At 48.6% G+C, this 24,937-nt stretch carries 20 protein-coding genes and 1 riboswitch; of the genes, 8 read left to right on the top strand and 12 right to left on the bottom strand.

Annotation, left to right across the window (positions count from 1 at the left end; all coding sequences use genetic code 11):
* Window positions 1–28: 28 nt before the first annotated feature.
* On the bottom strand, window positions 29–1,195 hold the full coding sequence (gene cobA, locus ACFSUB_RS10825) for a uroporphyrinogen-III C-methyltransferase (protein ID WP_380713277.1): 1,167 nt from the start codon (window positions 1,193–1,195) through the stop codon (window positions 29–31).
* A gap of 207 nt (window positions 1,196–1,402) precedes the next feature.
* On the opposite strand from cobA, the gene ACFSUB_RS10820 reads away from it, so the two are divergent.
* On the top strand, window positions 1,403–2,122 hold the full coding sequence (locus tag ACFSUB_RS10820; protein ID WP_380713276.1) for a hypothetical protein: 720 nt from the start codon (window positions 1,403–1,405) through the stop codon (window positions 2,120–2,122).
* Between the two features lie 204 nt (window positions 2,123–2,326).
* On the opposite strand, the gene ACFSUB_RS10815 is transcribed toward ACFSUB_RS10820, so the two are convergent.
* Window positions 2,327–3,637: a hemolysin family protein gene (locus tag ACFSUB_RS10815; RefSeq protein ID WP_380713275.1), complete on the bottom strand. Its 1,311-nt coding sequence runs from the start codon at window positions 3,635–3,637 to the stop codon at window positions 2,327–2,329.
* A gap of 109 nt (window positions 3,638–3,746) precedes the next feature.
* A complete protein-coding gene (locus tag ACFSUB_RS10810; RefSeq protein WP_380713274.1) occupies window positions 3,747–6,995 on the bottom strand; it encodes a DEAD/DEAH box helicase in 3,249 nt (1,082 codons plus the stop codon).
* A 150-nt stretch (window positions 6,996–7,145) separates the two neighbouring features.
* On the opposite strand from ACFSUB_RS10810, the gene ACFSUB_RS10805 reads away from it, so the two are divergent.
* From ACFSUB_RS10805 to ACFSUB_RS10795, 3 genes are all read left to right on the top strand, one after another.
* On the top strand, window positions 7,146–7,766 hold the full coding sequence (locus ACFSUB_RS10805; protein ID WP_380713273.1) for an HD domain-containing protein: 621 nt from the start codon (window positions 7,146–7,148) through the stop codon (window positions 7,764–7,766).
* A 235-nt stretch (window positions 7,767–8,001) separates the two neighbouring features.
* Window positions 8,002–9,456, top strand: a complete 1,455-nt coding sequence (locus tag ACFSUB_RS10800; RefSeq protein ID WP_380713272.1) for a SulP family inorganic anion transporter — start codon at window positions 8,002–8,004, stop codon at window positions 9,454–9,456.
* Window positions 9,457–9,543: 87 nt separating this feature from the next.
* The gene (locus ACFSUB_RS10795) at window positions 9,544–9,963 is read left to right on the top strand and encodes a universal stress protein (protein ID WP_380713271.1); all 420 of its coding nucleotides are present in this window, start codon (window positions 9,544–9,546) and stop codon (window positions 9,961–9,963) included.
* Window positions 9,964–10,000: 37 nt separating this feature from the next.
* Here the strand turns inward: ACFSUB_RS10795 and cudC are convergent, their stop codons facing one another.
* Window positions 10,001–10,573 (bottom strand): choline uptake/conversion transcriptional regulator CudC, encoded by a 573-nt coding sequence (gene cudC / locus ACFSUB_RS10790; RefSeq protein WP_380713270.1) that lies wholly within the window; start codon window positions 10,571–10,573, stop codon window positions 10,001–10,003.
* A gap of 214 nt (window positions 10,574–10,787) precedes the next feature.
* Between cudC and betB the strand changes: the two genes are divergently transcribed.
* Both betB and ACFSUB_RS10780 read left to right on the top strand, forming a co-directional pair.
* Window positions 10,788–12,260, top strand: a complete 1,473-nt coding sequence (betB, locus tag ACFSUB_RS10785; RefSeq protein ID WP_380713269.1) for a betaine-aldehyde dehydrogenase — start codon at window positions 10,788–10,790, stop codon at window positions 12,258–12,260.
* 52 nt (window positions 12,261–12,312) lie between these two features.
* A complete protein-coding gene (locus ACFSUB_RS10780; protein ID WP_380713268.1) occupies window positions 12,313–13,521 on the top strand; it encodes an iron-containing alcohol dehydrogenase in 1,209 nt (402 codons plus the stop codon).
* 788 nt (window positions 13,522–14,309) lie between these two features.
* On the opposite strand, the gene ACFSUB_RS10775 is transcribed toward ACFSUB_RS10780, so the two are convergent.
* The 3 genes from ACFSUB_RS10775 to ACFSUB_RS10765 all read right to left on the bottom strand — a co-directional run bounded on the left by ACFSUB_RS10775 (window position 14,310) and on the right by ACFSUB_RS10765 (window position 17,267).
* Window positions 14,310–14,561 carry a hypothetical protein gene (locus tag ACFSUB_RS10775; protein WP_380713267.1) on the bottom strand — a complete coding sequence of 84 codons (252 nt, stop codon included), beginning with the start codon at window positions 14,559–14,561 and terminating at the stop codon, window positions 14,310–14,312.
* Between the two features lie 108 nt (window positions 14,562–14,669).
* Window positions 14,670–16,244, bottom strand: a complete 1,575-nt coding sequence (locus tag ACFSUB_RS10770; protein ID WP_380713266.1) for a Na+/H+ antiporter NhaC family protein — start codon at window positions 16,242–16,244, stop codon at window positions 14,670–14,672.
* Between the two features lie 141 nt (window positions 16,245–16,385).
* Window positions 16,386–17,267, bottom strand: a complete 882-nt coding sequence (locus ACFSUB_RS10765) for an HAD family hydrolase (protein WP_380713265.1) — start codon at window positions 17,265–17,267, stop codon at window positions 16,386–16,388.
* Window positions 17,268–17,404: 137 nt separating this feature from the next.
* Window positions 17,405–17,504: riboswitch (purine riboswitch) on the top strand.
* Between the two features lie 46 nt (window positions 17,505–17,550).
* Here ACFSUB_RS10765 and ACFSUB_RS10760 point away from each other — a divergent pair.
* Window positions 17,551–18,813, top strand: a complete 1,263-nt coding sequence (locus tag ACFSUB_RS10760) for an NCS2 family permease (protein WP_380713264.1) — start codon at window positions 17,551–17,553, stop codon at window positions 18,811–18,813.
* Window positions 18,814–19,282: 469 nt separating this feature from the next.
* On the opposite strand, the gene ACFSUB_RS10755 is transcribed toward ACFSUB_RS10760, so the two are convergent.
* The 3 genes from ACFSUB_RS10755 to ACFSUB_RS10745 form a co-directional block, all read right to left on the bottom strand.
* Entirely contained in the window at window positions 19,283–20,866 is a 1,584-nt protein-coding gene (locus ACFSUB_RS10755) for a peptide chain release factor 3 (protein WP_380713263.1), read from the bottom strand.
* Between the two features lie 22 nt (window positions 20,867–20,888).
* Entirely contained in the window at window positions 20,889–21,020 is a 132-nt protein-coding gene (locus ACFSUB_RS10750) for a hypothetical protein (protein ID WP_380713262.1), read from the bottom strand.
* Window positions 21,021–21,089: 69 nt separating this feature from the next.
* Window positions 21,090–21,938: an STAS domain-containing protein gene (locus ACFSUB_RS10745; RefSeq protein WP_380713261.1), complete on the bottom strand. Its 849-nt coding sequence runs from the start codon at window positions 21,936–21,938 to the stop codon at window positions 21,090–21,092.
* A 364-nt stretch (window positions 21,939–22,302) separates the two neighbouring features.
* Between ACFSUB_RS10745 and ACFSUB_RS10740 the strand changes: the two genes are divergently transcribed.
* The gene (locus ACFSUB_RS10740; protein ID WP_380713260.1) at window positions 22,303–23,058 is read left to right on the top strand and encodes a CAP domain-containing protein; all 756 of its coding nucleotides are present in this window, start codon (window positions 22,303–22,305) and stop codon (window positions 23,056–23,058) included.
* 58 nt (window positions 23,059–23,116) lie between these two features.
* Here ACFSUB_RS10740 and trhA read toward each other — a convergent pair whose 3' ends face one another.
* Window positions 23,117–23,764 carry a PAQR family membrane homeostasis protein TrhA gene (trhA, locus tag ACFSUB_RS10735; protein ID WP_380713259.1) on the bottom strand — a complete coding sequence of 216 codons (648 nt, stop codon included), beginning with the start codon at window positions 23,762–23,764 and terminating at the stop codon, window positions 23,117–23,119.
* Window positions 23,765–24,070: 306 nt separating this feature from the next.
* On the bottom strand, window positions 24,071–24,784 hold the full coding sequence (locus tag ACFSUB_RS10730; protein ID WP_380713258.1) for a GerMN domain-containing protein: 714 nt from the start codon (window positions 24,782–24,784) through the stop codon (window positions 24,071–24,073).
* Window positions 24,785–24,937 lie beyond the last annotated feature (153 nt).

The following is a 24,937-nucleotide window of genomic DNA, read 5'->3' as shown; positions in this document are numbered from 1 at the left end:
CTATTCCTCCTTACAAGAAATAAAGGTTTTACATGGTTGCTTTTCTTTCCAAAGTTCCGGACGTTTTGTGTTCATCTGCCAGAAAACAGCCGGGCCATTCTTTTGGTTCATCAAGGGAAAGAAGGGGAAGCATGGATGTGAAAGATCCGGCTTTTCCTTGATCGGCTGTCATCCAGCAGGTAAGCGGGTTTGTGGTTTCGTGCCCGTTTTTCAGCCAGCCTTCATATAACAGCTGTCCTTCTTTTGTAGAAGGGAAAACAGCGTGCCGGATAAATCCTTCCTCCCGTAGACGATTCATAATGATCCAGGTATTTTCTGAATCATGTAAATCTTCTGATACTAATGGATGGATATATATATCCATTCCTGCTGTTTTTAATTGCTCAAAAGCCGCCTCTTCGGCATCACTCTGCGGGAAAGCAAAGATGCCGCCTGCAGCAGACGGCTGGAACCATTGATGGTCCTGATGCTGCCCTGCTGCGTTTCCAATAAAGATTACCGATGGATTTTGTATACCTTGCTCCTCCGCCAAAGCGGATATGGCATGAAGCGGACCGCTGATTGTCCGCTGCCGGCGATGGGATGCCCATTCGACAATCAATACGTCCGTGTCGGGATCTTTGCCGTGTTCCACCAGACGGGAAGTTATACATTCAAGCCGTTTCACCCCCATGTACCAGACGAGTGTATCGCTGGTTGCCGCAAGGTTTTCCCAATCTGCTTCTGTTTCCTCGGACGGTCCCTGCCCGTGGCCGGTCAGTACCCGGAAACCATGGGCGTACCGGCGGTGGGTCAAAGAAACCCCGGCATAAGAAGCGGCCGCACTGCCGGCTGTAATACCGGGCACCATTTCATATGAAATACCGCGTTTTTTCAATTCCTCGATTTCTTCAGCCATCCGTCCGAAAATGCCGGGGTCCCCGCCTTTCAAACGGACCACTTTTTTTCCGTGGCGGGCCTGGATAATCATTTCCTGCTGGATGGTTTCCTGCCTCAGTGAATGATCACAGGGCTTTTTGCCGCAGTAAATCAGTTTCGCATGCTTTGGTGCATGCAGCAAAAGGGCAGGGTGGGCAAGGCGGTCATACAGAACCACGTCGGCCTTCTGCAGGCATTCCGCGCCCCGGAGAGTGATGAGTCCGGGGGAGCCGGGTCCCGCGCCGACAATCTGAATAGTGCCGTACGATTGTTCCATTGATCGGGTATCCCCCTTTTTTCAACTTTAATATGTATTTTAAGTGTATATTAGATAAAATGTCCGTTGTGCAGAAACGATAGGTAATCTGACACACTTTTTCAAAAACGAAGGGAGCAAAAGGTGAAAGTACCATAGGAACAGGTTTATGCGGAGGGCGGGAGGGGAATGGAGGGGCTGGCATATAAAGATTAAAGGAGAATGTTTATGGCGGTTGACACGATAATACTCGGGGCTTTGTATTTGTTTGTTCAGTTATTTGCGAATAAAATCATATCTTCCAACTCGATCGGGCGTTTCAAATGGCTCTCATTTTCAGGTGGTGTGGCGGTATCTTATGTGTTTGTATATGTTCTCCCTTCTCTTCATAAAGAACAGGATTCCATATCGCAGGGATCAGAACTGACGATGGAGTCGGAGTTATACATATTGGGTCTTGGCGGGCTGTTAATCTTTTACGGCGTTCATAAAGCGGCGGAACGTGCGTCCCGTAAACATGAAAAAGGAGAAGGAAGTTTTTTCTGGATACAGATTGCGTTTTTTGTTGTCTATAACATGCTGATTGCTTATAACATATTCGCTTCGGACATTGAAGGAATAGAAGCCGTATTTTACGGCATTGCGGTCGGTCTGCACTTCATGGCGGTATCGCATGACATGTGGCGGGAGGATGCGGCGCGTTATGAAAAACTCGGCCGTTATCTGCTGGCTGCCGGCATTCTGCTCGGATGGGTCATTGGCGTATTTGCCCCCATGCCGTCTTATATGCTCGGTGTCGTTTTCGCATTTATCTCAGGGGCGATGATCATGAACGTTTTGAAAAAAGAACTGCCTTCCGAGGAAAACGCTCATTTCCGCACATTTCTCGGCGGTGCTCTCGGTTACACGGTATTAACGATAGCAATGACGTTGTTTTTCGATTGGTAATCTCGGTGACCGCCCGTAAAGCCCCCGTTTATCCTAAAGGAGAGGCGGGGGCTTTTTAACGAAGCTGCCGTACGCTGTTATGAACGGGCGGGCTTTGCCCATGAAAGGCGGAAAAGGGATATTCGTATGGTAAGTGGGGAGTATTGGTCCATCTGCGAGATGAGCATACTGGAAAACGAATGGGAAGAGAAAAAGAAAGCCTGGTCATGAGGAAAGGCTTTCTTTTCTTGCCGCTTCTACAGATTTAATCTGCCGGCCTGTTAGCTTTCTTGGGATAAAGGTCCAGCTGCGGTGGGTGACGCTTTCGTCTTTTTGAATATCCGGTTTTACCGACAGCAGCCATCCCCCGAGTGTGTCCACCGGCTCTTCTTTTATATCGAGCTCCAGTTTTTTATTTACTTCCTCCAGCAGCACCTTCCCGTCCAGTAAAAAGCGGGATTGCTGTTCATTCAGCGGTTGAATCAGCGCCTCCTCATGAATGTCCAGTTCATCTCTTATTTCTCCAACGATTTCTTCCAGTATATCCTCTACCGTAATAATTCCGGCTGTTCCTCCGTACTCATCGAGGAGTACTGCCATGTGGGTTTCTTCTTCCCGCATCGTGACGAGGAGTTCTGTAAGCGGGGTGGACTTGATGACCTGGACCATCGGCCGCATGCAGACAGAAAGAGAGAACGGTTCTGCGGGAGCCAAAGCACGTGCAGCAAGCACTTCTTTCGCATGAATCATACCGGCAACGTCGTCTTTATCTTCGCCGATAACAGGGTACCGCGTATACGGATTTTTCGACAGCAATTGGACGGTCTCGTCAATGGTGTCCTCTGTAGAAACGGTCACCATTTCCGTACGCGGAATCATAATGTCTCCGGCGGAACGGTTATCAAACGCGAAAATCCGGTTGACGAAGTCGTATTCGGCTCTATTGATTTCCCCTTTTTCCAGGCTTTTTGACAAGATAATGCGAAGCTCTTCTTCTGAGTGGGCGGTCTGATGTTCAGAGGCCGGCCGGATGCCGAACAACCGCGTGAGCATGCGGGCTGATCCGTTCAAGAGCCAGATAAAAGGGTACATGATTCTGTAAAACCAGATAATCGGTTTGGCAAATGCCAAGGCCAGTGCTTCTGCTTTTTGAATCGCAAATGTTTTCGGCGCCAGTTCACCGATGACAACATGTAAATAGGTGACAAGAACAAAGGCCAGGATGAAGCTGATAATAGATGAAGCTGCTTCAGGAAGGGGAAAAAAGGCGAGAATTGGGTGGAGGATCCGCTCCACGGTTGGTTCCCCGAGCCACCCAAGCCCCAAAGCGGTAATGGTAATCCCGAGCTGGCAGGCAGAGAGGTATTCATCAAGGCCGTCCATCACTTTCATGGCCGCGTCTGCTTTTTTGTTTCCGCCGGCTTTCAATTGTTCGATCTTTGAACTGCGTGCTTTGACAATGGCAAATTCGGTTGCAACGAAAAAAGCGGTCAAAAGAATAAGAAACGCAAGCAGTATGATATTTACGTAAAGCATGAGCCACCCTCCGTTGTACGTGTTTTCATCCGCGGCAGGCACGGCCGGGAATTCCGTTTTTATAGTGTGGCTCAAATTCTCGATTTTACCCATAGAAAAAGAGAGCTGCTTAAAGGTTAAGCAGCTCTCTTACATCCTCTTCGGACAAAGAAGATAAATTTGTTTCTCCGGATTGAATGACCTGATCAAACAATGCTTTCTTTCGATCCTGCAGTTGTTGTATTTTTTCTTCAATCGTCCCCTGTGAGATCAGTTTAATAACCTGAACGGCCTTCTGCTGTCCGATCCGGTGCGCCCGGTCGGCAGCCTGCGTTTCCACTGCCGGGTTCCACCACAGGTCAAACAGAATAACAGTATCCGCACCGGTCAGGTTTAGCCCGGTTCCGCCGGCTTTGAGGGAAATAAGAAACGCCTCTTTCTCTCCTTCGTTGAAATCCTCCGTCATCTGCACCCGCTGCTGCCCGGGGGTCTTTCCATCAAGATAAAAGTAAGAGTATCCCTTTTTATCAAAGGCGTTTTTGATAAATGTAAGCATCGAGGTAAACTGGGAAAAAACGAGGACACGGTTACCGTTTTCCCGCGCGTTCTCCATAACGCTCATCAATTCTTCAAGCTTGCCGGACCCGCCGTGGTACTCCTCAAGAAACATGCCGGGGTGGCAGCAGAGCTGGCGCAGTCTCGTCAGATTGGCGAGAATGTTCATCCGGTTCTGCTGGAAGCTTCCCTGTTTCAGCTGATTGGCTGTTTCTTCCTTGATCCGGTTCAAGTAGGCGACATACGTTTCGCGCTGCGTTTTGGTAAGCTCACAGTGCAGCGTTGTTTCTATTTTGTCCGGAAGTTCTGTGAGCACATCGCTTTTTGTTCTTCTCAGTATGAATGGAGATACGCGGTGTCTTACTTTTTCCATCTCCATGTTTTTAAATGACTGGATATCCGGGAAAAGTCCCGGCATCAGAATCGCGAAGAGAGACCATAATTCGTCAATTTTATTCTCAATCGGCGTTCCGCTCAGTGCAAAAGTTTTTTCTGTCCGTACCCGCCGTACGGCCCGAAACGTTTTGGATGCGTTGTTTTTCAACGCTTGTGCTTCATCAAGAATAAGTCCATGCCACGTCTTCTCTTCATACAGGTCAATGTCACGGCGCAGCAGTGGATAGGAGGTAATGAGAATGTCAGCCTCTTCCGCTGATTCCAGCCGGCTGCGCCGCGAGGCCTTGCTGCCTTCAATCAGGCGCACGTTCAATTCCGGGGTAAACGTCTCCGCTTCATTCTTCCAGTTATACACAAGAGAAGACGGCGCGGTAACGAGAAATGGCGGCGCATCCGGGCGTTCACGTCGTTCAGACAACATGTAACTTAGTGTCTGCAGCGTTTTACCGAGCCCCATGTCGTCAGCAAGAATGCCGCCGAACCCGTAAGTCGATAAGGCTTTCAGCCACTGAAAGCCATTCACCTGATACTCGCGGACGTCAGCTGGTACGTCTTTTGGAAACGGATATTTAAACTGCTCGGGGGTCTGTATGTCATGAAGCAGTTGTTCCACCCTGCTGCTTTTCTGCCAGTGAAGGCCGGTGCTGAAATGTTTTTCCGCCTGAAAGGCCCGGTAGGCAGGGAGCCGGAGCGTGCCGCTCTGCCAGTCTTCTGCCGAAGAGCCGGTTTCTTCAAGAAAATCCTGCACGCCCTGAAGCAGCTCATTATCCAGCGGAACGAATCGTCCGTCAGCTGTCTTATGGTACGTACGTTTTTCTTTCAGGCTCTGCATGAGTTCGCGCAGTTCCTCTTCATTCAGGTCGTCGGTCTGAAAGGAAATGTCGAGCCAGCCAAACGATTCGTCGAGCGCTGAATCAACCGAAAAACGTTCCGGAGAAATAAGCATGCTCTCTACCTCGCGGCTCATGAAAATATCTGCTTTATCTTTGAGAGACGGAAGAAGCTCCGTCAAAAAGTGATAAATGGACGTATCATCGCTGAGTGACAACGTCTGTCCGTTCCAATGAAAACCCGCGGATTCAATATCCTGCAGAACATCTTCTTCTTTTTGGGAATCCCGGATTAAAAGAGACGATTCCGCTCCTGCGTCCCGCTTCTCGGTGACGGCGTGCAGGGAATGCGGACCGTAGCAGAAAAGCGGGTCCGCCTGTATGGTACTCCCGTCACTATCCAGATAGATTTTCGCCTGCAGCGGATGGGATTCCACTGCTTCTTCCACCTCCGGTTCCACCGTTAACCGGTTTGTCTCCTGCAGGGAGGAAGCAACAGCAGCATATACCTGCTCCAGGTCATGGTGATCCAGTGGAAGCCTTCCGGCCGGAGTATCCATCAGCATATGAAAAAGCAGCTCCGTATGACGGTCGTTTTCTCCTTTCATTTCGTATAGCCGGTCGTTCCAGACGTAGTAGGGGGTCAGGCTTACTTTCCGCGGCGGGTGGTCAAAAGACGAGTAGGATAAATAGTAGTTCCCCCCGTCCTGGTGCAGCTGGAAAGTACCCGGCCACTGTTGTTTTACTGTCAGAGGAACCGGCTGTCCGATGGAGGGGCGGACGAGCACATTACTGCACGCCAGAAGCGCTTCAATCATATCAGCGGCAGCCACGGGAGGAATGGTGATCTCGGAACGTCCTGTACTTTCTGTGAACACCAAACTCGTCTGCCGGTCATTCCATTTCTGGTTTCGTATAATTTCTTCAAGCTTTTGGATGACATGAAGATCCGTTTCTTCAAAATAATGATAAGTCGGATCAAACGTAAATTTTTTCGTGAACGGCAGCAGCGAACGCTGTCTCATAGCGGACAACAGGGATTCTATATCTTTCACGACGTAGAGCTTGTCTGTACCGATTTTCATCTGAACGGAAAAATACTGTTCCTGCGGGTGCATTCTATCTTTTTGGAAGGAAAGAATGAATTCGGTATGAAGGGCTTCTCCGACCGACTCGACAGACTGCATGCGTCCGGCAAAATAATCAATGAACAGTTTCTTTAATGAGGCTGTTGCGTCCTGTTCCGTTTCCTCCGGACGGGAATTCATGCTGTGTTTTTTCCTATCCTTTGCTGCAGGGGCAGGCTTTTCGGGAGCGGCTTTGGAAAGCAGGACCGCTGCTATGTGTTTACAGATCTCCATACCGCCTTCAAAAGCCGGACAGTTACAATCGGCTTCCTGCACCTCTCCGTCTTCGTGAAACACAATATCGACGGTGTAATCCTCGGTGCCGGAGACGAGCGATTTGATTTTTGTGAAAGAGCCTGCTGTATTTTCACTGACAGGGGTTACCCGATTTTCCTTCCAATAGGTAAGCCCTCTGTTATATATCGTGGATCCGCCAAGTTCCCGGATGTATGTTTTCGTCAAAAAACGCACCCTATTCCCTCCTTATCGTACAAAAACCGTACCAATCATTATAACATAATCACCACGTGGAAAGGGAAAGGGAAGAAGGAGGAAAAAGAAGGCTTTACAAGCTGATGCAATCTGGTGAAAAATAGAAGAAAACAGGCGGAGGTGGTGCAAGTGAATACATCGTGGATACTGGAACAGGCAAAGAAAGAAGCTGTATCTTTTTTTGAAAAGACGGGGCCTTCCCATGATTACTGGCACACAGAGCGGGTTGTTTCGCAGGCGGTTTACCTGGCCAAAGAGGAAAACGCCGACGCGTTTGTATGCGAACTTTCAGCCTGGCTGCATGATATAGCAGATGAGAAAGTAAACGAATCGGAAGAAAAAGGGCGAAGGAACGTACAGCAGTGGCTCACGAAACATGTGGATGATCAGGAAACAGAGAATCAAGTCATGGATATTATTGGAACGATGTCCTTTCGAAATGGGGAACAGGCTGTGATGCGCACCCTGGAGGGGCAGGTGGTGCAGGATGCGGACCGGCTGGATGCGGTTGGAGCCATCGGTATTGCGAGAACCTTCGCCCACGCCGGGGAAATTGGAGAAACCCTGCATCGTCCGGACCTTCCGGGCGCGGAAAAACACAATACAGCCATCGGACATTTCTATAACAAGCTGCTGCGGCTGAAATCGCTGATGAACACCCGTACCGCTGCAGATATTGCATCGAAGCGGCAGAAATTTATGATTAATTACCTGGAACAGTTTTACAGCGAATGGGAACATAAGGCTTGAAAACGACCGTTTCACCGTTTACCAACGTTATTTTTGGTCGGATGGACGAAAATATAAGAAAAAAAGAGAAAATGCTATATCTGTAGGAGAAAATAGCATATGACGAACGCTTACATGGACATTGGTCTCTGTTTCTTTTTGTGGTACAATCCCTTTGTTCACAACGGTTGCTTTTGTTCGGGACAAAAGCAGAACAATGGGCGCTGCCCAAATTTAATAAAGGAGACAGAAACTATTGAATTTAACAAAATGGAAAGAGGTTTGGTTCGGAAACGTCCGTGGTGACGTGCTTTCCGGTATGGTCGTCGCCCTGGCCTTGATTCCGGAAGCCATTGCATTCTCTCTTGTGGCAGGTCTTGATCCCATGGTAGGACTGTATGCTTCGTTCAGCATTGCAGTTGTTATTGCTATTGTCGGCGGCCGTCCGGGTATGATTTCTGCAGCAACGGGAGCGATGGCATTATTAATGGTAAGCCTCGTTGCCGAGCATGGACTGGAGTATCTGCTTGCAGCTACCATACTAACAGGTATACTTCAGATTATTTTCGGCTGGAGTAAGTTGTCACGTCTGATGAAATTTGTGCCGAGGTCGGTGATGGTTGGTTTCGTCAATGCACTCGCTATTCTGATTTTCTTATCCCAGGTGGAGCATTTTCAGGGAGCCGGCTGGCTCATGTACGCCCTTGCTGGTGCCACGCTTTTTATTATTTATTTATTTCCCAAAGTAACGAAGGCTGTACCTTCCCCGTTGATCGCTATCATTGCTGTCACAGTACTGGCTGTATCTTTTGGGGCGAATGTAAAAACAGTGGGGGATATGGGGGCACTGCCCGATACGCTGCCGGTCTTTTTGATTCCGGAAATTCCACTCACGTTTGAAACACTGCAGATTATTTTCCCTTATGCACTCGCGCTTTCAGCTGTTGGTCTGCTGGAATCGCTGCTTACTGCTTCGATTGTGGATGACATGACAGATACCGAAAGTGATAAAGACAAAGAATCACGCGGACAGGGGTATGCCAACGTTGTAACCGGGTTTTTCGGAGGAATGGCCGGCTGTGCGATGATCGGGCAGTCCATGATTAATATGAAATCCGGTGGAAGCGGTCGTCTTTCTTCTTTAACTGCGGGAGTATTTTTAATGTTTTTGATCCTGGTGCTCGGCGATCTTGTTGTGCAGATACCGATTGCCGCTTTAGCAGGAGTTATGATTATGGTGTCGATCAGTACATTCGACTGGAACTCACTGAAAATGATTCCAAAGATGCCAAAGAGTGATTCGACTGTCATGGTTGTAACCGTTGCTACTGTTGTGGTCACTCACGATTTGTCCAAAGGAGTCGCCGCCGGCGTGGTATTAAGTGCCATCTTCTTTGCTGCGAAAATATCCCGGGTGAAGGTGACAGAGGCAGCAGAAAGCTCAGTCTCTCATAAAATCCTGCACGTGGAAGGTCAGTTGTTCTTTGCTTCGGTCACCGAGTTTACGAAGAGTTTTGATTATGACGCTCAGGCGGAAACGGTGGAAATCGATTTGTCACAAGCGCATATTTGGGATGATTCCGCGGTGGAAGCTCTTGAGAAAATAAAAGCCAAATACCGACAGAAAGGGACGCAGGTGGTTCTGTCAGGGATAAACCAGGAAAGTTCCAGGCTGTTACAACGTCTGGACGGCCTTTCTTCGGGACATTAAAAACGAAGGTGCGCTGAAACAGCGCATCTTTTTTTGGGCCATAGAACAAGGTATGATGGAAGAAGAGAATGAAAGGGGAGAAACATCATGTATCAAAACATTTTACTTGCCGCCGATGGCTCCGACCATTCCCTGAGGGCGGTCCGGCACGCCATCGGTCTTGTTAAAGGAGAAGAGGAACCGCACATTGACGTCATCTATGTGGTGGACGTGGATACATCAAAGACGGATGTGCTTCATTACGGAAACACAGATGTCATTCAGACAAAACGAAAAGAGAAACTGACACCTATGGAAGATATTTTAACGCAGGAAAACATCTCTTATGATATTCACCTGAAACACGGGGAACCTGGTCCGTCGATTGTGAAATTTGCCAATGAGGGCAGTTACGACTGTGTGGTACTCGGAAGCCGGGGGCTGAATCAGCTGCAGACGATGGTGCTCGGCAGTGTCAGCCATAAGGTCGCAAAGCGGGTCGATTGCCCTGTGCTGATTATAAAGTAAAAAAGAGAGAGCTTCCTTTCGGTACGCTCTCTCTTTCTTATGCTTCTCCGTTTTGTTCGTCATCGATGGGGATTAAGTCGAAAATCTCACCTGTTTCGATTTTTTCCACCAATTTATTCAGCCAGCTGTAATACGTTTTTGAATTCTCCATAATATGGTATGCTTCCTCTGCTTCCTCTTGCAGGACAGGGGAAACGTTGTCATCGTCTATAATTTCAGCCAGCAGCTCTTGTGCTTCCTGAATGGAATGGAGGTTAATTTTTGCCTCTCTTTCCCATTTCTGAGCGAAGAAATTAGAGAAAAACTGGAAAAAATCTTTCTCTGCGACGTACGTCTGCTTTCTTTTTCCTTTGCGGAATGTTTTTTTGACGACATTGAATTCCTGCAGTTTTTTTACCCCGGTACTCATGCTCGGTTTGCTCATTCCAAGCTTTTCGCGCATCTCATCCAGTGTCATATCTCCTTCAAGATATATGGTTCCGTACAGCGTCCCCGCACTCCGGGTGACACCGTATAAATCCATCGTTTCGGCAATGGAATCTACAACGATTTCTTTGGCATGATCGAGGGATGCCCGGGCTTTTTCGTCTGAAGAGTAACCCAATCCCATCCTCCTTCACCTTTAACATTAAACTTGTTAAACATATTCTTTGCTTTCATATCATAACGCAAAATGAGTAATTATCAAAGAAAAAATCCGAAAAATGTTGTCTCCTCCTGTTTGACAACAAAAATACCAGGTGATAAATTAAACACATTCCGAACGTTAAAAATTTTATTAACAAATTAAATGTTTTGTTTGCAGACGAGGAGGGGACGATTGGATGCTGAAGAAAATGTATATTGATGGTGCCTGGGTAGAGGCAGCGTCCGGGGAAACGAGAACAATCATTAACCCGTACAATCGTGAAAAGGTGGCTGAAGCCGCGGAAGGGAACCGTGAAGACGCAAAAGCAGCCATCCAGGCAGCGCGCCGGGCATTTGACCATGGGAAATGGGCAGCACTTCCTGCAGCTGAAAGAGGAGATGTCGTACAGAAAATCGCGGATTTTATCCGCCGGGACAAAGAAGAACTGGCTGAACTAGAAACACTGGATACCGGAAAAACGTTTGAAGAAAGCCGTGTGGATATGGAAGATATCGCCGGTGTATTTCAGTATTTTGCCGGTCTTGCAGATAAAGACGGCGGGGAAGTGATTGCTTCGCCGATTCCGGATTCCGACAGTAAGGTTGTTCATGAGCCGGTGGGTGTCTGTGGACAGATTACGCCTTGGAACTATCCACTTCTTCAGGCAGCATGGAAAATTGCACCGGCCCTTGCAACAGGAAACACGATTGTCGTAAAACCAAGTGAAATCACTCCACTCACGACAGTAAAAGTTTTTGAACTGATGGAGGAAGCAGGCACGCCAAAAGGTGCTGCCAATCTGATCCTCGGTAAAGGCGCCGATGCGGGATCGGAACTATCCGAAAACACCGATGTCGATTTGATTTCCTTCACAGGAGGTATCGATACCGGTAAGAAAATCATGCAGGCAGCCAGCGTCAATGTGAAAAAACTTGCCCTTGAGCTTGGCGGCAAGAACCCAAACATTGTGTTTGCCGATGCAGATTTTGAACTCGCTGTCGATCAGGCACTGAATGCGGCCTTCTTCCATGCCGGACAGGTATGTTCGGCAGGAGCACGTCTGCTTGTGGAAGAAAGCATCCATGATGACTTTGTGGAAGAACTCGTGAAACGCGCCGGCCGTATTAAGCTCGGTAACGGATTTAACGAAAGTACGCAGTCCGGTCCGGTTATTTCAGCCGAACACCGGGACAAAGTGGAAAAGTATGTGGAAATCGGGCAGAAAGAAGGCGCGAAGCTGGAAGTCGGCGGCAGCCGCCCGAACGATCCGGAACTGCAGGATGGCTTTTTCTACCTGCCGACTGTTTTCAGTAACTGCACTTCGGATATGACGATTGTGCAGGAAGAAGTGTTCGGCCCTGTTCTTACCGTAGAGAAGTTCAGCAGCCGGGAAGAAGCTGTGACACAAGCAAATGACACGATTTACGGTCTCGCCGGCGCTGTATTCACCACCGATATCGGCAAGGCGGAGGAAGTTGCAGCAGGACTGCGTCTTGGCACTGTCTGGATTAACGATTTCCATCCGTACTTTGCACAGGCACCGTGGGGCGGCTTTAAACAATCCGGAATAGGCCGTGAACTCGGCAAACCAGGTCTGGAAGAGTATACGGAAACAAAACACATTTTCCGCAACAAAAACCCTGAACCTCTCCACTGGTTTACATCATAGTACCAATCGAAAAACATGTTATCATGTTGTTGAATGATTGGGAGGTATGATGATGAGTCTGAATATGAAAGTCGAGCATATGCTGGGGTATCATTCTTTTGATATTCCGACGACAATTAAGCATGGAATCGGCGCTGTCCGGCATATCGGGGAAGAAGTGCAGAACCTTGGCGCCGGAAAAATACTTTTGGTGACAGGACCCGCCCTCTATAAAACAGGTGTGGTCCGCCCGGTTAAAGAGAAGTTGGAGGAAGCAGGCGTGGACGTTGTAATATTCAGCGATATAGAGCCGAACCCTCCGGTCCGTTTAATCGAAAAAGGTGCCAACCTATATACACAGGAAGAATGTGACGGTCTGGTCGCGGTCGGAGGCGGCAGTCCGATGGACACAGCGAAGGCTGTCGGGGTCGAGGTGACCCATGAAGGCAGTGTGCTGGATTACGAAGACGCGGAAGGAAAAAAACCGCTTGAGCACCGGATTCCGCCGCTTGTCACTGTTCCTACAACAGCCGGTACCGGCTCGGAAGTCACGCAGTGGGCGGTGATTACAGATGAAGACCGACGAATTAAATTTAATACAGGCGGTACATTGATTGCGCCGCACCTGACGATTATTGATCCGGAACTTCACGTTTCCATGCCCCCGCATGTGACAGCGATGACGGGGATTGATGTGATCTCCCATGCGGTGGAGTGCTATACGATGAAGTTCGCCCAGCCGGTCACAGATGCTGTCGCCCTCCTGGCGATGGAATATGCTGCGAAATATATCCGCCGCGCGTATGCCGACGGTACGGACCTTGAAGCCCGCTACGGCATGTCCCAGGCCGCTATGCTCGCAGGTCTTGCCTACGGCAGTGAATCAGCAGGCGCTGCCCATGCGATGAGCCAGACACTCGGCGGTATCCTTCCGGTTGCACACGGTCAGTGTGTCGCGGCCATGATGGGACCGGTCATGGAATATAACTGGAAAGCTGCGCCGGAACGCTTTGCCCGTGCGGCCCAGGCGTTTGGCATCGATACGGCCTCAATGTCCACAGAAGAAGCAGCCAGGGCATCTGTGAACTGGATGTATGATCTGACAGAAGAGCTCGACATTCCATCTCTTGAAGAGCAGGGGGTTGATCCGGAGATGACAGAACAGCTTGCCAAAGCAGCGATGGAAGACCCGCAGACCGAGGGTAACCCGCGCGATTTAAGCATCCCGGATTATGAATGGATTTACAAGCGCTGCTTTGACAGGACTCCTAAGACAGTATAAAACTCGATTAAAAACAACGGCCCGTCTCCTTAATCGGAGGCGGGCCGTTTTTCTCTACAGCACAAGAGCGGCATCAAACCGACAGCGGCTCTGTGAACACTAGAATGCCCAGCTGCATACTTAGTGTCCACGGAGATAGTGTTTGGGGACGCTGTGCCTGCCTGCACCGGCAGATAGTGTCCATAAACGAGTAGTTCGTGGACTCTATCTTCTTATTTTTCGGCGGCAGTGTACCCCGCAGGATGTGCGTTCAGGACGGCGCCTGCACGCGGCGTACTTCCATAGGATAATGACGTTTACGGGGGCACAGAACCCTCTAAAGTGCTTTAGGAATCATTCATAGTGACGTTTAGGGGTGTATTTGGTGCTCTAAAGTGCCTTAGGCGACATGCCCAACGACGTTTGAGAGGCGGCATGATACCCTGAAGTGCCTTGGGACCCATTCCAAGTGAACGTCCGTCCACCCAATCTGAACGCAGCAAACGAACGCATGCATTTTCTGCATCCATACGGCCGCGAGCCGCGCCCACGGCAAAGAAGACACGATGAGCCCCGCGAATCGATGTCGCTCTTGTACTCCGGAGTGCAAAGAAGACACGATGAGCCCCCGCGAATCGATGTCGCCCTTGTGCTCCGGAGTAAAAGCGAACCATTTTGGCGCAGCGGTTTGTCTCAGCAACGAAAAATGCCGAACGATGTTTTAAAATCATTCGGCATTTTTCTATCTTATAGAGGTTTTGTCCCAGATTCTTTTCGTTGTTCAGCTGTTCCATGTTCATGTCACAATTCTAATATTTCTGTGTGCTGCGGAGCTGAAAATCGACAAAGCTGCCTGCGATCATACCAAGAAACAGACTTTGAATATTCACCTGTCCTTCAGCCAGTCCGTAAAGCAGCCCGATTCCTCCGAAAATAATCGTATAGCGGATCCGCATCAACGAGTTAAAATAGGGGAATGACGCCTGCAGGTTTTCCAGAAAAAACGGAGAGAAATAGACGGCGGCGATGATAATGGCGATAATAACAATTAATACTTCCATATGAACACCCTTCCCTTTTTCCATGACGAACGTCTTATACTATTCTTTTTTCCTTTTCTGTTCCTCTTTAAACAAAGATTTCTCTGCGGGAAGGGTGATTTTTCATGTTTATTCCGGTTTGGATACGACTTCTTTTCCGTCATGAAGTGTTTCAATCGTGTTTTTCAGGTAAAGGGCTGTCAGCAGAAGCAGCACAAGCGATACAGCCAGCCCGGCTGTAGTACTGCCGGTAAAACCGAGTACAAGAAATCCGATAAAGGAGACAGCGGCTGCGATAATTGCATAAGGCAGCTGTGTGATCACATGGTCGATGTGATGGCTTCCGGCTCCGGTGGAGGATAATATGGTCGTATCCGAAATCGGAGAAATATGATCCCCCAGAATGGCGCCTGCAATGACGGCAGCCAGAAATGGCAGCAGCATCGTAATATCAATAACAGAAGCTGTCTCTGCCGCAATGGGAAGCAAAATCGTAAAGGTTCCCCAGGACGTTCCGGTCGAAAAGGCAATCAATCCCGCTGTTAAAAAAAGCAGAGCCGGCAGAAACGAGGCGGGAATGGACCCATCCAGCAGTCCGGCGAGGTATTCCCCTGTCTTCAGTTCGCCGATGAAAGATACAATCATCCAGGCAAGGATTAAAATGTAGATCGCCGGCATCATAGACCTGGCCCCGTTCCAGACAGCCAGCATGAATGTACGGGGAGCCGGACGCTTTCCACATGTGAACAGCATGGAAACAATAAGGCCGATACATCCTCCAAGAACGAGAGACAGCGCAACATCCGTCTCTGCAAAGATGGTAATCGGGGTGACGGTTTCAGCGGCACGGACCCCGGTGTATACCATGAATATCACGGTGCTGATAATAAGGGAAGCAATTGGAAGGACGAGATCACGCACGCGCCCTTGGTGCTCGTCCAGGTTGGAAACCTGCTCTCCCGGAATCGAAGCACGCGCTGGATCGAGCAGTTCATGATGAAGGAGGGCCCGTTCTTCATGTTTTCGCATCGGTCCGATATCGATATTCCATGCAATGACAAGGAACAAAAGTGTGATGGCCGACAGGGCGTAGAAATTCATTGGAAGTACAGCGAGAAAGGTCTGAAATCCGCTCATGGACACTTCGCTGTAGTTCCCTGTGATGTCATCCAGCAGGGTGATAATATAAGCACCCCAGCTTGATAAAGGGGCCAGTACACAGATCGGAGCAGCAGCCGAATCGACAATATAAGCAAGTTTAGCCCTTGAAATCCGGTGCCGGTCGGTAACCGGCCGGCTCACCTGTCCTACGGTTAAACTGTTAAAGTAGTCATCAATAAAGATAAGAATGCCGAAAACAAATGTGGCAAGCTGCGCACCGGTTCTCGTTTTGATACGGTGGAGTGCCCAGTTTCCAAACGCCCGGCTTCCTCCGGAAAAGCTGATCAGAGATGCTGTGATGCCAAGCAGCAGCAGGAATAAAATAATAAATAACTCCCAGTTGTTCAACGCTCCGTCTGTAACGAAAATGACGGCGAATGATTCCCATATATCGGCAAGCGCGGCAAGAATGCCCCAGTCATTCAAGAGCAGAGCCCCGATTATAATTCCTGCTCCGAGGGACGGGAGCACTCTGCGGGTGGCGATGATCATGGCAAGCGCCAGCGCAGGCGGCAGCAATGATAACGCAGTTACTCCTTCCATGATGTTTACTCCTTTCTCATGTGGTTGAACATAGAAAAACCTGGCCGGCAGAACACCAGTCAGGCAGTTTTCATGTCTATGATGGTATTACAGTAAGCAAAGAAATTATACCAGTGTCACGTTTGGCAGGCAATACGGGACTCAATGCTGTGAAACAGAAGAATCAAGAATATGGGTTTCAACAGCCAGTGCAACCCCGTCATCATCGTGTGGCACTGTTATAAAATCGGCTTCCTGCTTGACGCCGTCTTCCGCGTTTTCCATTGCGATGGCGGTGGAGGCGGCGCGGAACATGGAGAGATCGTTAAAATTGTCTCCAATGGCAAATGTTTCAATGCCGTCCAGTCCCGCATAAGAAAGAAGATCGATCAGCCCTTTCCCTTTCTCTGTCTCCGGGTGAAGCATTTCCAGGTTATCACGGCTTGAAGAGGTGACGGCAATACCCGGAGTGCCGCTCCAGTGATCAGCGCAGCGCTGGAGTTTAGGTTCCAGCATGGAAAGGATAAGAAACTTGTAAACGTTGAGCTGCTGTTTTTTCAACATGTCAGGAGAGGACAGTTCTTTTATGTCATACATATTGTGGTGTTTATCAGCACGCCGCCGGATTGCTTCTTTAATTTCTTCTCCTTTTTCTTTATCTTCTGCATATACGTCCAGGTCATGCAGAAAAAACTCGCGGGAACGGGGAGGGCTGTAGATGCCGTCATCGGTGTTAATGTGATAATAATACTGATGTTCATCCAGCCACTCTGCCAGATCGATGACGTCGTCCGGGTCCATGACGGACGTTTTGACGTGTTCATCCTGCCAGGTGACGACCCCGCCGTTTAGTGACACAATGCCATCCGGAATTATATTCACTTCATGTAGAAGGCGTTTGACATCGGAGACGTCCCGTCCGGTGGAGATAACTACTTTTTGTCCTTCCTCCTGCAGCTTCCGCAGCGCGCCGGCGTTTCTTTCGGAAACGTATCCGTCGCTGTGGAGAAGCGTTCCATCCATATCGATTGCGGTAAGTTTCATGATTTGTCACCTGTTTCTTTTTACGTATTATTGTCGACTTATATTTTATCATATCTTCCCCTGTTCAGCCCGTATTTTCTATGTGTTCGGCTTTTTTATGTTGTTGACGTAAAGAAAAAGAAGGGCTATAATCTTCTTTGGAAAACAGAACGTTCACTCGTATATCCCGGGCGGCAGGGTCCGGGGTTTCTACAGGAAACCGATAAATTTCCGGCTACGAGTCTCTTCCGCCTGGAGGAGACTTGTAGCTTTTTTTTGCTTTTATAAAGGAGAGAAGATAGATATGTTTTCGCTGAACGCGCAGGATACCACATGGAAAAAAGAAATAACGGCGGGGCTGACTTCGTTTTTTACGATTGCCTATATTCTTGTCGTGAACCCCGCTATTTTGTCAGACACCGGCATGCCTTATTCCTATGCACTGCTTGGCACCGTATTGGTTACGGTGCTGGGATGCATGCTGATCGGGTTCTGGGCGGATGCGCCGATTGTATTGACACCGGGGATGGGGATTAACGCCTTTTTCACCTATACGATTGTACAGGGGCTTGGCCTGACCTGGCAGCAGGGGCTGGCCGCGGCGGTCATGGCCGGGTGTCTGTTCGTGATTGCAGCGGTGACTCCGCTTGCAGGAAAATTGACAACGGCTGTGCCATCGTCTCTGAAACTCGGTATTACGGTGGGAATTGGCATCTTTTTATCATTTATCGGCCTGCAGAAAGGCGGATTGATTGCATCAGATGAGGATCGATTCGTCACGCTGGGCTCCCTTTCTTCCCCCGCAGCTCTGCTGACGATCCTGGGGCTGCTGTTGACGCTGGGACTGCTGGTCCGCGGGGTGAAAGGCAGCTTTTTGATCGGTATGGCTGTAACGAGTGGCACAGGATGGCTTGTTGGTCTGAAAGGAGAGCAGTCCGGGACGGCTCTTTCGTTTTCGGGTTATGAATCGATGTGGCGTTCGCTTGATTTCAGCGCAGTGCTGGAGCTTCCTTTTCTGCTTTCGGTTTTTTCGTTAACGATTATTATAATGTTTGAAAGCATGGGACTTCTGCAGGGCATGCTTCCCGACAAAAATAAATTTTCAAGGTCTTATCAGGCATCTGCCGTTTCTGCATTATCCTCGGGGTTTCTTGGAACGTCTCCGACCATTCCAACGGTGGAGAGTGCGTCTGGTATTTCAGAAGGAGGACGGACCGGCGTGACAGCGATTGTGACAGGGGTATTATTTGCGTTGTCGCTGTTTTTCACTCCGCTGTTCACAAGCATTCCCGAAGCGGCCATCGCTCCGGTACTCATTATTGTCGGTGGATTGATGGTGCAGGAAATTCGTCACATCACGTTTGATGATATGTCCGAATGGTTTCCGGCTTATCTGGTTATCGGCTTGATTCCCCTGACGTCCTCCATTGCCGATGGAATTGCTTTTGGTTTTATCGCCTATCCGCTGCTTAAACTTGCACTAGGCCGCCCGAAAGCCGTATCACCGATCATGTACGTCATTTCCGGACTGTTTTTGCTGAATTATGTACTGCTTGCCGGACTGTAAGCTTGGGGGAGGAAGAAAAGGAAAGAGGTTACATCCCTCTTTCATAAGATCTTTTTAAAAAGCGCAGCAGCTCTTATTAATCTTAAAAAAAACGAGTTTGGGACAAAAGCACATGATGCGCCAGATAACACGAATGTTCCGGGTCACTAATCAAAAGCTGTATAGCAGCGGAGCCAAAATGCTTTGACTCCTGCTCAGAACAGCACGAGTCACGGGGACCCCGCAGGAAGCGGGTCAGGTCGGCGCCCGCCAGGAGGTGCCGATCTTAGCCGATCTTCCTCCTTTTGAGCCGTGCCCGGGGCATAGAAGACACGATGAGCGCCAGCGAATCGATGCCGCCCTTGTGCTCTGGAGTAAAAGCAAAGCATTTTGGCATAGCGGCTTGTCTCAGCAACGAAAATACCGAACGATTTCAAAAAATCGTTCGGTATTTTTCTATCTTATAGAAGTTTTGTCTCAGACTCGTTTTTTATCCAGTAAATGAGTTTTCGTGAAAGACGAGATTCGGGTACTTGTCTTTGGCCATGTTCATCTGGAATTCGTTTTCGAACAGGGCGACCAGCTTATTATCCCGGTCTACGGCGAGGTTCCGCTGTTTTTTCCGGAACGTGTCGAGTTCCTTTTCGTCTCCGGTTACCCAGCGTGCAATGGTAAGGGGGAGATGTTCCAGATGAATATCGGAGTTGTATTCGTTTTTCAGCCGGTGCTCCAGCACTTCAAACTGAAGCCCGCCGACGACTCCGATAATCTGCTGTTCCGGATAGCGGTTGTACGTCTGGAACAACTGCATTAATCCCTCTTCGGTCAACTGCTGAATACCCTTTTCAAACGACTTATGCTTCATGGCATCCTTCACGCTGACAGCAGCGAACTGCTCCGGCGAAAAATGGGGCATTTCAGCAAACTGGAAATTCCCTTTGCCTGCGAGTGTATCTCCGATCCGGAATGTGCCTGGATCGAACAATCCGATAATGTCCCCGGCATAAGCCTCTTCGACAATGCTCCGGTCCTGTGCCAGAAACTGCGTCGGCTGGGCGAGCCGCATTGTTTTGTTCAGCCGGGAGTGATTGACGGTCATGCCCTGGGTGTACTTTCCGGAAGTAATCCTCATAAAAGCGATGCGGTCCCGGTGTTTTGGGTTCATGTTCGCCTGGATTTTGAAGATAAAGCCTGAGAACAGATCCTGCACCGGTTCTACAAATCCTTGATCACTTTCCCGGCCGACCGGAGAAGGCGCGAAGTAAAGGAAATGCTCGAGAAAATTCTGCACGCCGAAGTTGGAAACCGCACTGCCGAAAAACACGGGGGTCAGTTCACCGCGGAAGATTTTATCTTCATCATAGGGATCTCCTGCCACATCAAGCAGTTCCATTTCTTCACGGAACTGGGAAAGGAACGAAGGTTCAACGAGTTCGTCGAGCAATGGATCTTCCGGACCGGATATCTGTTTCACTTCTACATCCGATGGATTGTCGGGGTTAAACAGCTCCACTTTCCTGGCATGGCGGTCATAGATGCCGAAGAAATTCTGGCCCATGCCGATCGGCCAGTTCATCGGATAGGAGCGGATGCCGAGAACGTTTTCCATTTCTTCCATCACTTCAAACGGTTCACGGACTTCACGGTCCATTTTGTTGATAAATGTGAAAATAGGAATGCCGCGCATGCTGCATACCTTGAAAAGCTTTTCGGTTTGGGCTTCCACCCCTTTGGCGGCATCAATCAGCATCGTCGCCGAGTCAGCTGCGGTCAGCGTACGGTACGTGTCTTCGCTGAAATCTTCGTGGCCCGGTGTGTCAAGGATATTGATGTGATGGCCGTTATAGTCGAATTCTAACACAGAGCTGGTGACAGAAATGCCGCGCTGTCTTTCGATTTCCATCCAGTCACTCGTCGCCTGCTTCGTATTTTTCTTCCCTTTTACGGAACCGGCTTCCCGGATCGCGCCGCCGAAATACAGAAGTTTTTCGGTTAATGTCGTTTTTCCGGCGTCGGGATGGGAAATAATCGCAAACGTTTTGCGGGAGGTGATTTCCTCTTGTAGTGTACTCATGAATTGTTCCTTTCTACGTAAATCATTCAACCCCTTTATCATAAAGGATTTCCTGATTCGAAACAATAGATGAGGAGATTGAAAAAGCAAGCAGTGGAGACAGAATGACCCCGTTCATTAAAAAAACAAATGGCAGGTAAATCCAATTCTCCATGACGGACCGCCGGCAGCGTTTGGATCATTATCCGATTTGTATCGGTTTGTCTGCGCGTTTTTCGGGGGTTTACAGGTTGAAGTAGGCAGTGTGCTGCTGCAGGGCCTGCTCGAGGGTTAAATACTTGGCTACATGTTTGAAATTGATACCAAGGTGTACAATCGTCTGGGAAAGTTCCGGGCGCATTCCGGAAATACCGGTATCGATACCAAGAAGCTGGAGTGCTTCGATAAGTTGATTCAGGTGCTGGGCAAACCAGGTGTTAATTGTATTAATACCGGACAGATCAATAATCAGATAGGACAGCTCCAGTTCCGTGGCATGCTCCAGAGTCCGCTCCTGCAGGAACTGGGAACGTTCATCATCCATATCTCCGATGAGAGGGAGTACGGCTGTCCCCTGTGTGATAGGAACGACGGGAACGGAGATTTCCTGCATTTCCTGTTTGGCCCGTTCAAGTGCTGTAATATGATGATTCACAAACGTATGGCTGAAGGCATGGGCCGCGTTATCAAGCAGCGCTTCAAATGTGCTGTAGATAACAAAAGAGTCATGCAGAGACAATTCAAACTCCAGACATGCGTGTTCGATGGTGTGTGTCAGCACCTCCCGTATCTGCGGAATAATCGTCAGCGCTGTCCCAAGAGTGATTTCTTTTTTCAGGCAGTAGTCGGCAGCCTTTTCTCCCCAGGAGCGGATATTTCCCTTCAGGACGGAAGATTCGGGGTGGTCTTCTGTTATGCCTTTTCCCATTGTCTGAAACAATTCATCAATCAATGTCAGGAAATATTCATCACTACGTGAGAAATCAAATCGATGAATCGGCTGTTTGACAGCCTGTATCTGCTGTTTAAGCTCCTCAGCATGTTCTGTGATATCTAAACCGATTTTATTAAATGTTTCGTTTCGGTTCTCCATACTATCTGGCTCCTGTTCTGAAAAGTTATGTATACAAAACGATACCGAACTTTTTACCCTCTTTCTTTATCCTTAAAACATCGTTTTTTTACTCCGCGACTTTTCCTTTTCATTTTTATTACGTTTGTTTACGATTCTATTAGGATTTGTAGGAAGGAAAACGCACAATGTTAATGGTAGAGGGAGAGTCTTTCGTATGTGTTTAGAAAGAAAAGGGTACAAAGTGTGACCCATGAAACTAATTTATAGAAAAAAAGAAGGCATAAAGGTGGTCGGAAACGACGTGCAGTGATTTCCAGCAATTTCCGAACCCCCTTTCATAGATAAAGAGATACGTTCATAATAACAGCTGGAGGTGTTCAGCATGAAAAAAATCATCATTGCTTCGGCTGTCGTACTGATGTTTCCGGCAGCTGCGCAGGCACAGGACTGCATAACAGTGGAAAAGGGAGATACATTTTCAGAAGAAGGCAGCAATCTTAATGTGTCTCTGGAAAAGTTCTTTGCGGAAAACGGCGGTCAGTACCAAGTGGAAATGCCGCAGCAGGAAAAAGACAGTGGCCAAGAGCAGCAGCAGGAATCTGAGGCCGGACAGCAGGAAAGTAAAACAGGTGAAAGCAGTAACGTTCCGGAAGACAAGGCATCGGAGTCAACTCCTGAACAGGAAGCTGCCGAAGAAAATGCTTCAAAAAAACAAGCAGAAAAGCAGCAGAACACAGCGGACGTGGAAAACGAAAGTGAATTCGAGCAGCAGGTGATTGAACTGACCAACCAGGAGAGAGAAAAAGCCGGCCTTGCCCCCCTTAAGTCATACAGTGAATTGTCGGATGTTGCCCGGGATAAGTCAAAGGATATGCGTGATGCAGGGTATTTCTCCCATAACAGCCCGAATTACGGCAGCCCGTTTGACATGATGGATTCCTACAATATTGATTACCGCGGCGCCGGCGAAAACATCGCAGCCGGCCAGCGTTCACCGGAGCAGGTCGTGGAAGGCTGGATGAATTCAGAAGGCCATCGTGAAAACATCATGAACGAAGACTTCACCCACATCGGTGTCGGCCATGCCCAAGGCGGCAGCTACGGTGATTACTGGACGCAGATGTTTGTAACAAAATAAATATAAAAGGATGTCCCAAAAATGACGGGGCATCCTTTTTTACATGTAAGCTGTTATTTTAAGCAAGGGGAAGAACGTATAGGAATACGGCGAAAAAATGCAGCACCGTACCTCCCAGGACAAACACGTGCCAGACGGCGTGGTGATAAGGGAAGTGCCTCCACACATAGAAGATGGTTCCGACCGTATACAAGAGACCTCCGCCGACAAGAAAAGCCGTACCTCCGGGAGCAAGGGAATCTGTGAGCGGCTGCCACGCCACAACAATAATCCAGCCCATCAATACATAAAACAGGGTGGAGAGCACGACGAATTTTTTCACGAAAAAGGCTTTAAAGCCGGCTCCGAAAAGAGCAATTCCCCACACTACTCCAAAGAGTGTCCAGCTTAATGCGCCGTCCAGCGCATGAAATAGAAATGGAGTATAGGTGCCTGCGATAAACAGATAGATGGAAGCATGATCGAATATTTCGAAAAGGTCTTTTGTTTTTCCATGCCGTAAGCTGTGCAAAAGGGTGGAGGAGACGTATAATAAAAGCATGGTCCCTCCGTAAATCGATACGCTGACAATGTGAAAAGTAGTAGCCTGCATGGCGGCAAAGACGATGAGGAGTGTAGTGGCAGCAATACTTAAGGCGATCCCAACAGCATGTGTAGCCGCATTTGCAATTTCTTCTTTGCGCGAAAAGGTATGGACATCTGCCATTGTGGTGTATCTTCCCCTTTCTTCTTTATTTAATTGGTTTGTTCAGTTTACCACACTCAGCGTATTTACTCGAATGAAGGGTGGTGCACCGTTCTTCATACAAAAAGAGTCTGGGACAAAAGTAAAATAGGTGGAGGACAACACGAATGTCTTGCGGCGTTGTTCAACAGTCGGATGGTAGCGAAGCATTTTGGCGCAGCGGTTTATCTCAGCAACGAAAAATGCCGAACGATTTTTTAAAATCGTTCGGCATTTTTCTATCTTATAGAGGTTTTGTCCCAGACTCCCTTGTAAGGATATAGGTGTTTATTCGACCGGACTGTATTCATCTCCGTTCTCAGGGGAAAATGGCTGCGTGGCATCCATGTGTCCGAATAGGGATGATTCTTCTTCTCCGTCAACCAGAATTTTCGTCTGGTCGTACCCGAATTGCTGCATGATGAGGGCAATCTGTTCAGTAATAGCCATTTCTGCGCCTGACCCGGCATTGATATCCAGGAAGGAAGGGGAGAATGATACTTCTGCTGTTCCGTCCGCTCCTTCTACAGATTGAACCTCAACACTGCTGTCTTCCGGGAAATGGGAAGTGAGCTGGTCGGAGTTGGGGCCGTCAATCCAGGCCTGAAGTGCTGCAGCCGGCAGTGCTTCTTCTGAAGAAGCTTCCACCTCTTGTTCTTCCGTATACTTTTCCAGCAGCTGATTATCGGAAAAATACAACGTAACTGTTTCAGTAACTGTTTCGTCGGATTCCCCGGTATCCACCGTATCTTCCTGTTCTACTTCTGTATTTTCTTCATTTCCGCTCTCGTCTGTCTGACCGTCACTGGTTTCTCCATCCGTTTGATTTTCGGTATCTTCTGAGGCAGTTCCTTCATCGGAAGCAGACTCTTCCTGCGTATTTTCTTCGCTTTGTGTGTTATCTCCTGTACTGCCTTGTCCGTTTTGATCCCCTTGGCCGCAGGCGGCAAGAAGACCCAATGTCAGTACAGCAGTAACAAATAATAATAATCCTCGATTCATGTCTATACCATTCCTTTCTTTTTTCTTTGTATGTCTGTCTACTTCATAGTCGTTATGTACAAAGAAACAGTTACAGAAAGTGTAGAAAAAGTAAAACGGAATGTCAAAGGCCTTTTCTCCTGTTCCGTCTCCCATATTTTTTCACTCTTTTGG

The organism is Salibacterium lacus (assembly GCF_042684865.1).
GTDB classification, from domain to species: domain Bacteria; phylum Bacillota; class Bacilli; order Bacillales; family Marinococcaceae; genus Salibacterium; species Salibacterium lacus.
Note: the sequence above shows the minus strand (reverse complement) of the source record. Positions and strands in the feature narration are given on the sequence as shown.